The organism is Izhakiella capsodis (assembly GCF_900115045.1).
In the GTDB taxonomy this organism is placed as follows: Bacteria; Pseudomonadota; Gammaproteobacteria; order Enterobacterales; family Enterobacteriaceae; genus Izhakiella; species Izhakiella capsodis.
The window spans coordinates 234,460-248,787 of sequence record NZ_FOVC01000001.1 but is presented as its reverse complement, the minus strand read 5'-3'; the positions used below and the strand labels follow the sequence as shown (position 1 = coordinate 248,787).

Genomic DNA, 14,328 nt, shown 5'->3' with positions numbered 1-14,328 from the left:
TCATATATATAAAGAGGCCATCCCTGGTGGCCTCTTTATATTTGTAATTTATAAAATGTCTCATGAAGCGGCACAAAAATACACCCTGATACACTTTATTTCATGTTGAAACCAATATGGGTTATTTGTAGCATTTTCACACTAGATAATCGTATCACCGAATGGAAAGATGCCTGCAGATACAGGAAGTCACTAAACTTTCTACATAATTCTTGCATCATTTTGTAAGAGTTTATGCCGACAGTGGCATGTATCAAAAAACTCCAACGAGGGTAATAAATAATGATGAAGCACAACATCCTTGCAGTAATGATACCAGCACTGTTCACTGCGGGTGCAGCCAATGCTGCAGAAATATATAACAAAGATGGCAACAAGTTGGATCTGTACGGCAAAGCGGTCGGTCTCCACTACTTCTCTAAAAATGATGGCAAAAACGCTTACGCGGGTAATGGCGACCAAAGCTATGGCCGCCTGGGCTTCAAAGGCCAGACCCAGATAAACGACAAGCTCACCGGTTATGGCCAGTGGGAATACCAATTCAACTTTAATAATTCAGAAGGCGCTGATGCGCAGGATGGTAACAAAACTCGCCTGGGCTTCGCCGGTCTGAAATACGGTAACGTGGGTTCAATTGACTACGGTCGTAACTACGCCGTTGTTTACGATGCCCTGGGCTGGACCGATATGCTGCCGGAGTTTGGTGGTGATACTGCCTATACCGATACAGGCGTAACAGGTGGGCGTACTACTGGCGTCTTAACCTACCGTAATACCAACTTCTTCGGCCTGGTTAAAGGTTGGGATTTCGCTCTGCAATATCAGGGCAAAAACGAGCGCGCTGACGTTCGTCGTGCTAACGGGGATGGCTGGGGTGCCTCAACCACTTATACCTCTGAAATCGGTCTGGGAATCGTTGGTGCCTACGGTCAAAACAATCGCACCGCCGCACAGGCTGCCGGTGGTACGCTGACCACTAAAGATGCTAATGGCAACACCATCAGCACCGGTACTGGCGATATTGGTCGCGGTTCTAAAGCTGAGCGTTGGGCAACTGCTATTAAGTATGATGCTAACAACACCTACCTGTCTGCAATGTACAGCGAAGGCCGTAACGCCATTCCAATCGGCGTGCCTCAGGGCACTGATGCATTCGGTGATTCTCTGTCTGCCTCAGGCTATGCAAAAAAAACACAGACCATCGAGCTTGTTGCACAGTACCAGTTTGACTTTGGTTTGCGTCCGTCAATCGGCTACGTTCAGACCAAAGGTAAGGACATCGAAGGAATTGGCGATGTTGATATCATTAAATACTACGAAGTAGGCGCAACTTACTACTTCAATAAAAACATGTCCACTTACGTTGATTACATCATCAACCAGATTGATAAGAACAACAAACTGGGTCTCGGATATGATGACACGGTAGCCGTAGGGTTAGTTTACCAATTTTAATCCGACTACCCTGCTAAGCAACAACAAAACGGGGCTTTTAGCCCCGTTTTCATTGGTTAAAGATGAGATTATATTTGCGTCAATCCGCCCTCCAGATTTTTATCTTAACGGTTGGAATTTATATTTTCTGGCGTTAACCTGACGTTGCCTCTGGAATTGAACTTCGAAACGGATAAACACTCATGTTTGAAAATATTGCTGCTGCACCCGCCGATCCGATACTCGGACTTGCCGATCTTTTCCGCGCTGATGAGCGACCAAATAAAATTAATCTTGGTATTGGCGTTTATAAGAATGAAACAGGCCAGACGCCTGTTCTCACCAGCGTAAAAAAAGCCGAACAATATCTGCTGGAAAATGAAACCAGTAAAAACTATCTCAGTATTGATGGCCTGGCTGATTTTGCCCGCTGCACACAGGCGCTGCTCTTTGGCGCTGATAACGACATCATCAGCGCCAAACGAGCCCGCACCGCACAGACACCTGGTGGTACCGGCGCTCTGCGCGTGGCCGCCGATTTTCTTGCTACTCAGACAAATGTAAAACGGATTTGGGTTAGTCATCCCAGCTGGCCTAATCACAAGAATGTTTTTGAATCCGCCGGTCTGCAGGTTTGTGAGTATCAATACTACGATGCTGAACATCATCAGCTCGACTTTACCAGCATGTTAGACAGTCTGCAGCAAGCTCAGGCTGGCGATGTGGTGTTATTCCACGGATGTTGCCACAATCCTACGGGAATCGATCCGACCATTGAACAGTGGGCGGAACTGGCCGAGCTGTCACAATCTAAAGGCTGGCTGCCGTTGTTCGACTTTGCCTACCAGGGGTTTGCCAACGGGCTGGAAGAAGACGCCGCCGGACTGCGCCTGTTTGCCGCTCGCCACGCTGAGTTGCTGATAGCCAGCTCTTACTCAAAGAATTTTGGCCTGTATAATGAGCGCGTTGGCGCAATGACGCTGGTAGCTGAAGATAGCGTGACGGCTGATACCGCCTTCAGCCAGGTAAAATATACCATCCGCGCTAACTATTCTAATCCCCCCGCTCACGGCGCGGCAATCGTGGCAACGATTCTTAGCAACCCGGCACTGCGCGATATCTGGGAGCAGGAATTGACCGACATGCGTCAGCGCATTCAGCGTATGCGTCAGCTGTTCGTTAATACGCTACAGGAGAAAGGCGCCACCCGGGATTTCAGATTTATCATTCAGCAGAACGGCATGTTCTCATTCAGCGGACTAACAAAAGATCAGGTCTCGCGCCTACGCGAAGAGTTTGCTGTTTACGCGGTCAGTTCAGGGCGCGTCAACGTTGCAGGTATGACTCCGGATAATATGGCACCGCTATGCGAGGCTATTGTCGCTGTGCTGTAGTTGCCTCATCGGGTCTAATAAAAAGGCAACTCAGGTTGTTATGCCAGTCAGTTAAGCAACTGACTGGCTTTTTTATCCGCTTTTGAATACTTCCACGGCCTCTCTTTTACCACTCGCGGGAAGGCTATTTTTCTTCTTACCGTCGGTTTTACCCTCTATCCCTACTCTCCGAAGTCCCCTTCAGCTCGGGATTATGCCCGGTGACGCCCCTGTAATGACATCAGCATGCGCATTTTACTTCTCAGCATCAGTCTGTTCAGTTGCATCGTATGCGTTATCTCCCGGTATCACAGCTCGATTTCACGGCAATGGCTCTTTAACGCTCTGCTAAATCTGCGCCCGGATAAGGCACGGCGTCCCTCATCGATGTCAGCAGGCGGCAGACTTTTCCTTTGCGGTTCACAGTCAGCTGGCGGGTTGTCACCTCATTTGCCTGAGCAGGCCACTTTTTTCGTGCTTGTGGGCTGGTTCAGCTCCACCAGATGATCGCCTTTACCTCGTTTTCTGACCTCTTAAGATAAGTCAGGGGTTGCGTAGAGGATCGTAAAGGGATATCAGCTCATGAGCCTGACCAGTGTGCCTTAAAAAAATCCGGAAATGCGTGAACATTTCCGGATTCTTACACAGCGACAGGATCGATCATCCGATTCTTAACTGATCGGCATGACAACTCAGGTTACCTGTTTCATTGATAATTTATTGCAGGAAAGGATTGCTGGTGCGCTCACGCCCCAGGGTAGAGCCCGGCCCATGCCCAGGCAGAAAGACCACCTCGTCACCTAGCGGTAGCAGTTGGGTGATAATGGCGTTTATCAGGTCGGCATGGTTACCTTGTGGAAAATCAGTTCGGCCCACGCCGCCGCGGAAAATAACATCACCAGAAATCAACAGCCGCTGCTGACGATTAAAGAAGACAATATGGCCGGGTGTATGACCCGGACAGTGCAACACCTCAAGCTTAATCTCCCCCACCATGATCGTATCGCCTTCGCTCAGCCAGCGTTCTGGCGTAAGCGCTTCGCAGTGCGCGAGTCCGAACATCTGACTCTGAGCGGGTAATGCCTGTAACCAGAAATTGTCTCTGATATCCGGTCCGTTAACCGGTACCGAATAAAGCGCAGCAAGCTCAGCCGCAGCGCCGACGTGGTCAAGATGCCCATGAGTCAGCAAAATCTGCTTGACCTCCACACCCTGTTCGATTACCGCTGCATGGATGGTCTCAGCGTCGCCTCCCGGATCAATAATAGCCGCTTGTTTGCTATGAGAGCACCACAGCAAGGTGCAATTTTGGGCGAAAGCCGTGACGGGGATAATCCGATACTCCATAACACTCCCGAAATTAATGATAGATGGTTATCGCAGTAAAAATTCAAGAGCAAGCGATAATGCAACAGGCAGCCGTTGCCAGGCAGTATTTTAGCATCGTCAAAGTCAGGAGAGATGATTTACACACTGTGGATCAGAATAAAGTTAACGCGATCGTCCGGTGGCGACAATCGCATCTGTAATCATGCCCAGTGCCGCACCGGCCCGGTGTCAATGTGGACAAAGTTGCTGCGGGGATAGTAACCCACGCCGCCCATCTTCAGTGACATTGCCGCCTTACGCACCTGGCTTAATGAAACTCCGTCGATGTGAAAGTCCATCGCCTGCCCTTTGGTATGATAGCTATGCTTAGCAACACCTTCGCTGCTGCCACGTAGCATATTATTCGTTGCCAGCGTGCGATAACCTGAAATCAGCTGCACTGGCCTACGTGTATTAAGCATCACCTGCAGGCGATATAAATGGTCAAAGAGAGCCGGATCGATCGACTTTATCCTTTCAGCACGATAATCGCGAAAAAAATGATTCAGCCGACTGAGTTCATCTTTATTATAAGTCTTACCGTTGAAAAACTCCGTTTTCAGCGTCTCACCGGTATGAAGATTATTCAGGTTGAGAATACGGGGGCGAGCGGTAGAAAGTGAAGCGAAAGCCTGTTCTGGTAAAAATGAGCATCCCAGAACAGCGGCCCCCATCACCAACAGTTTACGACGGTGCGGATCGAAATTAGCCATAAATCATCATTACTCGACAAAAGGTATAAAATGCTAATAAGGCAACAGCACGAACCATACCTGTCTAAAAAATCGTCGTCAACCCGATAAACCGTGACCCGTACCACCTTTTTAAAATCAACGATAAAGGCGGAAATAAAATTTATCTACCCGATAATAAGTTAACAAGTTGATTGCTGGTGAGTTACATCAGCAATTTTTCCGCACGAGTAAGCGCCAGTAAGCCTGAGCGCACCATGAGGTCATAATTGTAAATATCTGTACGAAACTGTGGTTTGCCATCATCAGCGACCCAGGCCGTCAAATAATACAGATTGACCGGAATACGATGGCGAACTGGCACGTAACGCGTATCCCCTTCTTTGAGGGTGCTGGAGATCCTTGCGTCGTTCCAACCTGCGTCCTGTAACAACAGATTCGCCAAATCAGAAGCTTTATTCACCCTTACGCAGCCAGAGCTGAGCGCACGAATATCTTTCTGAAAAAGAGTGTGATTCGGCGTGTCATGTAAATAGATAGCATCAGAGCTTGGCATATTGAACTTATAGCGCCCCAGTGAATTCATTGCCCCCGGAGCCTGGCGAATACGATAGGGAAAATGAGCCGCCGAGATCATGTCCCAGTCGATCATCATCGGGTCAATAACCTGTGCGTCACTACTCCATCCTGACAGCAGCTGGTAGTTGTGCTTCCAGAGATAAGAGCGATCGGTTTTCATTTTCGGCACGATATCTTCACGCACCAGGGTGGTCGGAACATTCCAGGGGGGATTGAGCACAACGTTGTTAAGCGCACTGCGCATTAGCGGCGTTTTGCGATCCGGACGTCCAACAATCACCCGGGAAGTCAGGATCTGTCTGCCATTATTGTAATAAATCAGCGAAAAATTGGGGATATTCACCATGATGCCGTGGTGCATATCGTCCGGCAGCAGGCGCAAACGCTGAATATTAAGTGCCAGCAACGCTGCGCGCATCTGCGGCGTGGCATTCAGCCACTCGCGTGTACGGGTGCCGATTGCGCCGTCACTTTCGAGTCCCTGCCAGCGCTGAAAGCGTTTGACCGCCTCCACTAAGTCCTCAGAGTAAACGTCTGACCTAACCGCCATGCTTGCTCCTGGCTGCTCCGCACCGACAGGATGGGTAAGTTCATCAACCGGCACTGCTGACGGGCTTATTACTCCCCACTGTTTTCCGCCGTTCGACTCCGGAACGACAGGCGTAACATCATCACCAGGTTTTGACAGAATGGTTTTTATCGACAACATGCCAGAGCGCAACAAAATTTCGCGCAGAGCCGGCACATCATGACTTAACTGACCGGGTTTCAATGTCATTTTATCATTCAAGTGCGGCCAGGGAACATTGTCGGCCAGGAGCGCTTTAAGCGCCTCATGCATTGGCTGATATTGCGGATGCTGCGGCGCCAGCGTTGATACAAAACGATCCGCGCTACCTTCCGCTACGGCCTGCTGCCACTGGTTTATCACCGCAATGGCAGGCACTCCAATTTTGTAAGGCACCGTGCTGTAAAGCCATTGCTCACCTTTTGCTGGTACTTCACTGGTAAATTGCAAATAACCCAACATGGCATCGGACAGAATAATATCGCGTGCCATACCGGTAATATCCGGATCGGTAAGCAGTTGCACCCAGCGGGTAAACTCGGGCTGAACGCCAGAGATTGATACCTCAGCCAGCTGTTGCTGAAACTCCTGAACCGCCGCGCGATTCTGCCACATCGGCTGCATATTGTGACTATGATAAAGCGCTGCAAGCGTTGTCAGAAAATGAGGTCTGACATCTGCAGGCAAATCGGCCAACAGCTGATTCGAAACTGAGGCTATGGTGTCAGAAACCCGCGGAAACGCTGACAATTGTACAGCATAAGCCGGAACCATCGGTGTCAGGCTGAGGATGATGCAACTACCCGCAGCCACTTTTTTCAGTGAAAACTTACGCGCCAGTGACACTCCTTGCCCCCTGTTTAATGTTAAGCTTCCGGAAAAGAATCCGTTCCGGAAAGCGGTTAATTATTGTTATGAGTATAGAAACAGTAAACGGCAATTGCCCTATCAGCAAATGCCGTTTGCAAAGCAATTTATTTTTTTCGAAAGCGGGATTGTTAGTCGCCGCCCGCCTGACGATCATCCTCTGACGCACCGTTTGCCGCCTTAACCGGCTCAACGGAGAAGCCGCGCAGACCAACAACGTGCACATGCTCGCTGTTATTAATCACCTTACGTACCAGCTTATAAGTCGTGCCTTTCTCCGGACTGATGTTTTCTGGCGCAGCGATGATCAGCTGCATATCTAAACGTGCACAGAGTTCAAACAGCGTATTGATAGAACGACCATCCAGGCGGGCCGCTTCATCGAGGAACAGCAGGCGACACGGCAAAATATCTTTACCACGGAGACGGCGTGACTCCTCCTCCCAGCTCTGCACCACCATGATCAGAATGGCCATTCCGGTACCGATTGCCTCGCCGGTTGACAACGCGCCACTTTCCGCACGCAGCCAGCCATCTGATCCACGATTAACTTCAACCTCCATTTCCAGATAATTACGATAATCCAGAAGCTCCTCGCCGATAGTCTGCGGAGTACGCTGGCCCACATCAATCTGCGGATTGAGGCGCTGATAGAGTTTAGCTAGTGCTTCGGAGAAGGTCAGACGATGGCTGCTGAATAAATCCTGATGCTGCTCATGCTGCTCTGATAACACGTTTAACAACATGGCGTGGCTTTCGCGCACATTGACATTCAGGCGCACGCTGTTAACCTGGCCGAAACTGACGCTTTGCAGTCCCTGGTTCAGCTGGCGAATGCGTGCCTGCTCGCGCTGAATCGTTTTGCGAATAATATTTGCCACGCTGCGCGAGCTAATTGCCAGCATCTGTTCGCGTGCGGTCAACTCCTCGGTCAGACGATTTAGCTCGATCTCCATCTGTTCGATGGCTTCAACCGGATCGTCGGTGCGAATAATATCGTGGCGAATACGCTCCCGAAGATGCTGATAAACCGAGACGAAAAAGGCGATTTTCCGCTCAGGACGTTTAGGATCTTCAGAAAGACGCAGCACATCGCGCAGATGCTCATTATCGGCTACCGCCAGACGCAGTGCCCCCAACGCCTTATCCGACATTGAACGCAGCTCATCGCCGCTAAGATAAGCCAGTTCACGCTTGTGCAAACGACGCTCAACCCCGTTCTCTTTCACCAGACGCATGACGGCGCACCAGCCAGCTTTAGCACTGACGACCACTCCACGCGCGGCTAAATACTCTCGCTCCAGACGTTTAAGTTTCTTCTGTAGTGCGTCCATTTCTGCTTCACAAAACGTGAGCTGTTTTTCCAGATGATTGCGGCGAGCGCGATTATTACTCAGCGCACTGTAAAGCTCATCGCGACGCATACGAGCGCGCTCTTCAGCGCTGGCATCAGCATGTACACCAATATCACGAATCTCCTGCTGCAATTCCTTCAGCATATCGTGCTTGGCATCCCAGGCGCTTTTCAGCGAGGCCAACAGCTGCGAATATTGCGCCAGCTGCTGTTGATGCTGGCGCAGTGCATCGCGGGCGCTAGCCCGATCGCTTTCCGCCTGTTCCAGGCGACGGCGCAGCTGTTCGTTCAGATCATTATTGCCGTCTGACATTGCCACAGCATCCTGATAGCTGAAGTGCGATCGGCGCTGAACGACCTCCGTCAGAGCAAACGCTTTTTGCCGCGCCTGTCGCTGCGTTTCTAATGCCAACTGGTAATCCTGTTGTAGCTGTTCGTGTTGCTCAGGATCATTTTGCAATACCGCGACAATCGGCTCGAGCTTCGTCAGACTGGCTCCGTGCTGTTGTAAATATCGCGCCGCTTCCTGTGCCTCATCCAGCCGTTCAAGGATTTCATCGTAACGATCCTGAAGGGTGTTATCACGCAGCAGGCCCAGCCGTGGCAGAATACGGTTCAGCCAGCCAATGGCCTCTTTGGCCTGGTCGAACTGCTGACGCTGCTGCTGGTTTTCATTTTCATGCTGGCTCAGCGCACGCTCCAGTTCGTTACGCCGAACGTTAAGCTGACGAATTTGCGCCTCCGGATCCTGGTCAAAGGCCACGCCAAGATGGCTACCGATAAAGCGGCTGAAAGACTGATGCAAACGTTGAGTCTTCTGCACATCAAAGGATAAGGTCGCGAAACGCTCATTCAGCGCATCGCGATCCGCGCGTAGCATTTCCAGCTGATTTTCACGTGCTGCACGTCCGAACAGCGGTATTTTAGGAAAACGCGAATAGCGCCACTGGCGGTCGGCAATTTTGACAACAACCGCACCATCCAACTCTTCAACGCTGAATACGCTGTCATCAAAAGACTGAGGATCACCTTCAATCAGGTAGAGATCTTCCGGGCAATCTTCAAGGTTATCCAGCTGTTCGCGGATTAACGACAAATCAGACACAACGATGGCATGACGCGAAGGACCATAAAGCGCAGAGAAGTAAGGTGCGTCAGCAATAGTCACATCATCATAAATCTCTGATAACAGAACACCACCGAAGCGCTCCGCCAGCGCATTAAGCCTGCCGTCCTCCGCGCCACCGGGCTGACTTAATCGCAGGATCTGCTGCTCAATATCACGCCGACGGCCAGAAACTTCATCACGCTCAACGGTAAGCTCGCGCTCGCGCTCCAGCAGCTGCTGCATAAACTCGGTCACCTGCTGGCTACGAGACAGCATTTGCCCACTCTGCTCACTAAGCTGCGCCAACAGCTCCTGAGCCGCCAGCCACTGTGGCGCCCGACTGTTCTGCTGCTGTATCTGCACCCGCAGCTGCTCCAGCTCCTGACGCATTGACATCCGACGCTCACCGGCTTCCGCTACGCTCTCACTCAGCTGCTCAGTTAACGCCTCCAGCTCATGCTGCAGGTTTTCCAGCTCTTCAATTTCATAGTCTTGCCCCTGGCGCTTACAGAAGTCATCAAACAAGCGCTCGGCATCCTGTTGCTCACGCAGGCGCTGCTCCAGTTCGGAGAGTCGCGTACGCAGGCCAGTTAGCTGTTCGCTATAATGTCGCAAATCTGCGGCATTGCGCAGTAGCTCACGGCCGGTTTGCCAGGCATCACTTCGGCTGACCGGACCCGCAATCTTGCTGACCAGCTCAAAAGCTTGTTCAAACTGACCGTGTGCGGCATCGGCAACGCTGAGCTTTTGCTCAAGGGCCAGCAGATGGCTGGTTGCTTCGCGTTCACGCTGCTGGAAGTTATCATGCCAGTCAACGGCGTTTTCCACCATGAGGTCAGGTAACTGGCAGAGTGCGCGAGCGCGCTCCAGCGCTTGCAGTGCTTGCTGATACTGAATGGCTCGCGTCTGCTGAACGTCAAGCGCCTGTTGGTAATTTGCCAGCTGGCTTTTCAGCTCGTCAACTTCCAGCTCAGCAGCCTCAACCTGCGCTTCGTTATCTGCATGGATTTCACGCGCTTCGACGACAACTTCGTTCTGTTCTTCCAGACGGATACCGAGATCTTCGATATCCGCCTCGTAGCGGGCAATTTTTTCCTGCTGCCGCACCGCTGTCTGCACCAGGTTAAGGTGATCACTGGCGGCCTGATATTCAGCTTCCAAATCGCCTTCGGAAGCCGCTTGCTCGGCAAGTTCGCGCGCCATTTCAACGTGGCGGTACTGTTCATTACCAAGCTGATTTCGGGTGCACGACAGCTCCTGACGCAGTTGCAGTGCGCCATCGAGATGCGAACGACGTTCGTTAGCATGACGCATATAATCTGCCGCCACATAGCTGGTAGATTCGGAGATTAAATGCTTAAAGAGATCGCGATCCGACTGGGTTACACGGATAGCTTCCAGCGTCATGCGGTTTTCACGCAGCGCGGCTTCCATGTCCTGGAATGCCTTACGCACGCCACTGTTTTCCGGCAGAAGGTAATCACGTAGCGATCGGGTAATGGCGCTGGAGATACCACCGTACAACGACGCCTCGATCAAACGATAATATTTGCTGCGATCGCCAGCAGAACGCATACGCCGCGCAACAATACCGAGATCAAACATCAGCGCATGGTAGTCAGTGATCGAATTGTACTGGCGGAACTCCACGCTTTCACTGGTTTCAAACTTATCTTTCAGCTCCGTCAGTGGCAGCACTCGTGCCTGGCGGGCATTAACGGTTTCTGTCAGCAATTCGTTCGGATGAATATTTGCCGGCAACCCCTGAAGGCTAAAAGGTTTAATATCGACTTTGCGATCGCGCCCCGCGACCTGTTGCAAACGCACACCAACCAGCACCCGCTGTCCCTGAGAGTTCATCACATCGAGGGCGGCATAACAAACGCCGGGACGCAGCTTTCCGTGCAGTCCCTTATCGCGGGAACCAGACGTTGCTCCGGCTTCGGTGGTATTACGAAAATGCAGCAGGGTCAGATCGGGTATAAGTGCCGTAATAAATGCCGCCATCGTCGTTGATTTACCGGCTCCGTTTCCGCCAGAAAGCGTCGTGACTAAATCATCCAGGTCGAAGGTTCGGGCAAAAAAACCGTTCCAGTTGATGAGCGTCAGGGAAAGAAACTTGCCGCGTTCAATCATTATTGTTCATCCTCCGCGTTATCCTGTGACGCCGCTATGCCAGGATCGTCATCGTCATCATTCAATGCCAGGCCACCTTCCAGTGACATCGCTTCACCATCGCGGATCATACGCAGCTGGGCTTCACGCGGATCATCGCCGCTGCGAACGTCAGCACCGAAACGAAATACCGATTCAGTGATACGAAACTTACTGTTGTCATTGCCAGTAAACCAAACCATGCCAAGACGGCGCAGGCGATTGAGCGAGGCCCGCATTTTCTCCTGTAGCTTCTGACGGTCAAGATCAGATCCGGTCGAACGCTGGTTAACCAGCTTCAAAAGCTTGCTTTCGTCGGCAAGATTCATCAGCTCGTCATACAGCTCCTGCTGGGTAAAAATACCTTCGTTAGCCAGCCGCTCAGGACTGAGATAGAGATAGCAGAGGATTTTTCCCACCATCATATCCAGTTCAGAAAGTACCGAGCGGGAAATCAGCGTCGTCGAGCGCGGTCGCAAATAAAAGAAGCCTTCCGGCGCACGGATCAGCTCCACGTTGTAGCGGGCGTAAAACTCTTCGAGGTATTCCTGATAATCCATCAGAAACACATGATTATCTAATTCTTCAATTCCTATATGGCGCCCGGCGCGCAGCTGGCTGTCTAAAGACGGAAAAATTGGATTTGCCAGAGCCTGAGCCAACTTAATCGGCATCACTTGTTCAATATTTATCGATGACATGCGCCTGCACCTTGGCTCCGTAATCATTAATGGCCTGCCACTCTGCGGGCAGACCGGAAAAGTCGGCTTCGGCCACGCCCAAACGCACGGCCTGGTCGACGACAATCCGCGCAACGTCAAAATGACGCGCTCGCGGATATTGCGCCAGATAGTCTCGCATCACCGCACCAAGATTGAGCGGTTTCAGCTGCTGCTTGTAAGTTTGCAACGCCTCTTCAATCAGCGCCGTGAGTTGCTCTCGGATGGCGTTGAACTCTTCATATTCAAGTTCAGAAGGCAATTCGCCCATCACCTCCTCATTGCGCAGCGTCAACTCTTCGTCGCGCATGTCAAACAGGCGGTCGGCATTAGCATAAGTCAGCGCCCAGGGGGCGTCAAAATAGCTCTGCAATGACTGGCGCAGCCGCTGGGCAAATACGCGGTTTTTATCCATGTCTATTGCGGTACGGATAAATTTGTGTACGTGGCGATCATAGCCAATCCACAGATCAATAGCTTGCTGCCCCCAGCTAATAATGCGATCCAGCTTGCTTTGCAGATCGAATACCAATTGGTCGATAAACATCAGATCCGGGCTGTGTGTTATGGCGTCCTGAATGCGTAGCAGATTCGCCTGTAGCTTATCACCAGCCGCCTCCAGGGTATCCTGTAACTCACGCAGCGTTTCCGACGTTTCGGAAAGCAGATGTTCACAGCTTGAAATGGCCGCCTGCCAGTCCTGATTCAGCAGTTGGGCGATGTCATCTTTCACCGACTGCTGCTGTTCATCCATCACGCGCTGAGAGAGATCGATGCTGTCGAAAATCTCCGCCACCGAATACTTGAGCGGGGCAAAAACGTGTCGGTGCCAGTGAAATTCGTCACCGTCTTCGTCAGCGGCATCTGCGGCCCGCTTAAGCTCACCGGCAACAATAGACAATTGCATGGAAAGGCGCAGCGTAGAGAATTCACGCTGTCTGATGTAATAATCAGTAATACCAATCGCCAACGGCGTTAAACGATAGATCGCGTTGCCTTCGTTAATCTCGCTGATAAAACGATTAAGCAAGCGCTGCCGCACCATATCGTTAATCGCGTTGTTGGCTCGGGTGTTTATCGTCTCGCTGGTCTGCTCGAAACCTTCACTCACGTGACGAAAAACATCGACCAGATCGCCCTCGCCCATTTCGCTATCCAGTCGCTCGCCGTTTAACGTAGCGATAGCCAGCAGAAAAGTCAGGCGTTCAGTAGGCAAAGAGACGGAAAAATCATTCTTTCGCGCCCAGGCAACCAACTCCGGTACAGTCTGGGAAAAATCACTCATAGTTCGTCCTTCTGCACAGGCTTACGCGCGGCGACGTGTATATAACGACCCAGGCTTAAAAAGGGCTCCTGACGGCAATAATGCGATTCCAGCGCCAGCAGCTCATCAAATCGTTCAGTCTGCAGATGTTTATCCCGCATATAATCGTGAAAAACGCGAATGCCTGTTTTTTCACCCACTTCAAAGCCGCACGCAGCCAGCCAGCGATAAACCTCCTGAGGTTCGCGCGGATAATCCGGCGAAAGGCTACGCTTTTTCCGTTTCGGCATGTTCGCCTGCAAATAGGCAAAATTGCCTAAAACCAGGTTACGCATTCTGAGGCCATTGATGTTGTAAAACATCAACGATAGCACTCCACCGGGTTTCAGGCTGGTAAATAATGATCGCAACACGGCCTGAGGATCGGCAACCCATTCAAGTACAGCGTGAAACAATACCAGATCCACTGGCGTATCCAAATGCAGCGCGACATTCTGCGCTGCAATTTGCTTAAACTGCATGTTTTCGCTGACACCTTCACTTTCAGCCAGCTGTTGCGCGCGCGCGATCATCTGCTCTGAAAGATCACACAAAAGCACCTTGTGTCCTAGACCAGCCAGCGTGCAGCTAATTTGGCCTTCTCCGCCACCAGCATCCAGAACCTGCAGCGGCATGGCTGGCAGGGTGGCTAAAATACGCTCCAGCTCCTGCCAGAGAATCGCCTGGCGTACCCGACCTTTCGTCGTGCCATAGATATTTTTCGAGAATTTTTCAGCAATGTCGTCAAAGTTACGATCCTGCATGACTGGGCTCCGGGCGTGTTTTACCGCCCTATTTTGTCATACACT

General features: G+C 51.3%; 8 protein-coding genes and 2 pseudogenes. 2 read left to right on the top strand and 8 right to left on the bottom strand.

The features are described from left to right. Positions 1-282 precede the first annotated feature (282 nt). Together ompF and BM191_RS01110 are read left to right on the top strand one after the other, a co-directional pair. Positions 283-1,455: a porin OmpF gene (gene ompF, locus BM191_RS01115; RefSeq protein WP_092873998.1), complete on the top strand. Its 1,173-nt coding sequence runs from the start codon at positions 283-285 to the stop codon at positions 1,453-1,455. 182 nt (positions 1,456-1,637) lie between these two features. After that, entirely contained in the window at positions 1,638-2,828 is a 1,191-nt protein-coding gene (locus BM191_RS01110; protein WP_092873995.1) for an amino acid aminotransferase, read from the top strand. A gap of 47 nt (positions 2,829-2,875) precedes the next feature. Here BM191_RS01110 and BM191_RS16960 read toward each other — a convergent pair. The 8 genes and pseudogenes from BM191_RS16960 to cmoM form a co-directional block, all read right to left on the bottom strand. Further along, positions 2,876-3,340, bottom strand: a pseudogene (locus BM191_RS16960) (IS4 family transposase); the annotation flags it as partial. A 184-nt stretch (positions 3,341-3,524) separates the two neighbouring features. After that, entirely contained in the window at positions 3,525-4,154 is a 630-nt protein-coding gene (locus tag BM191_RS01100) for an MBL fold metallo-hydrolase (protein ID WP_092873992.1), read from the bottom strand. Between the two features lie 182 nt (positions 4,155-4,336). Next, positions 4,337-4,888, bottom strand: a complete 552-nt coding sequence (locus BM191_RS01095) for a YcbK family protein (RefSeq protein WP_092873989.1) — start codon at positions 4,886-4,888, stop codon at positions 4,337-4,339. Positions 4,889-5,072: 184 nt separating this feature from the next. Further along, a pseudogene (ldtD, locus tag BM191_RS01090) lies at positions 5,073-6,716 on the bottom strand (L,D-transpeptidase); the annotation flags it as partial. A 296-nt stretch (positions 6,717-7,012) separates the two neighbouring features. After that, the gene (gene mukB / locus BM191_RS01085; protein WP_092873986.1) at positions 7,013-11,479 is read right to left on the bottom strand and encodes a chromosome partition protein MukB; all 4,467 of its coding nucleotides are present in this window, start codon (positions 11,477-11,479) and stop codon (positions 7,013-7,015) included. Then, the gene (gene mukE / locus BM191_RS01080; RefSeq protein WP_092873983.1) at positions 11,479-12,198 is read right to left on the bottom strand and encodes a chromosome partition protein MukE; all 720 of its coding nucleotides are present in this window, start codon (positions 12,196-12,198) and stop codon (positions 11,479-11,481) included. The genes mukB and mukE overlap by 1 nt, the downstream gene beginning before the upstream one ends. Next, positions 12,179-13,501, bottom strand: a complete 1,323-nt coding sequence (gene mukF / locus BM191_RS01075) for a chromosome partition protein MukF (protein ID WP_092873980.1) — start codon at positions 13,499-13,501, stop codon at positions 12,179-12,181. Before mukF ends, mukE begins: the two co-directional genes overlap by 20 nt. After that, positions 13,498-14,283 carry a tRNA uridine 5-oxyacetic acid(34) methyltransferase CmoM gene (gene cmoM, locus BM191_RS01070; RefSeq protein WP_092873977.1) on the bottom strand — a complete coding sequence of 262 codons (786 nt, stop codon included), beginning with the start codon at positions 14,281-14,283 and terminating at the stop codon, positions 13,498-13,500. The genes mukF and cmoM overlap by 4 nt, the downstream gene beginning before the upstream one ends. Between the last annotated feature and the right edge of the window lie 45 nt (positions 14,284-14,328).

What these genes read in the sequence shown, in the direction of transcription:
- mukF (WP_092873980.1), bottom strand. Translation starts at nt 13,501, where the DNA reads ATGAGTGATTTTTCCCAGACTGTACCGGAGTTGGTTGCCTGGGCGCGA.
- BM191_RS01110 (WP_092873995.1), top strand. Translation starts at nt 1,638, where the DNA reads ATGTTTGAAAATATTGCTGCTGCACCCGCCGATCCGATACTCGGACTT.
- mukE (WP_092873983.1), bottom strand. Translation starts at nt 12,198, where the DNA reads ATGTCATCGATAAATATTGAACAAGTGATGCCGATTAAGTTGGCTCAG.
- BM191_RS01100 (WP_092873992.1), bottom strand. Translation starts at nt 4,154, where the DNA reads ATGGAGTATCGGATTATCCCCGTCACGGCTTTCGCCCAAAATTGCACC.
- BM191_RS01095 (WP_092873989.1), bottom strand. Translation starts at nt 4,888, where the DNA reads ATGGCTAATTTCGATCCGCACCGTCGTAAACTGTTGGTGATGGGGGCC.
- ompF (WP_092873998.1), top strand. Translation starts at nt 283, where the DNA reads ATGATGAAGCACAACATCCTTGCAGTAATGATACCAGCACTGTTCACT.
- mukB (WP_092873986.1), bottom strand. Translation starts at nt 11,479, where the DNA reads ATGATTGAACGCGGCAAGTTTCTTTCCCTGACGCTCATCAACTGGAAC.
- cmoM (WP_092873977.1), bottom strand. Translation starts at nt 14,283, where the DNA reads ATGCAGGATCGTAACTTTGACGACATTGCTGAAAAATTCTCGAAAAAT.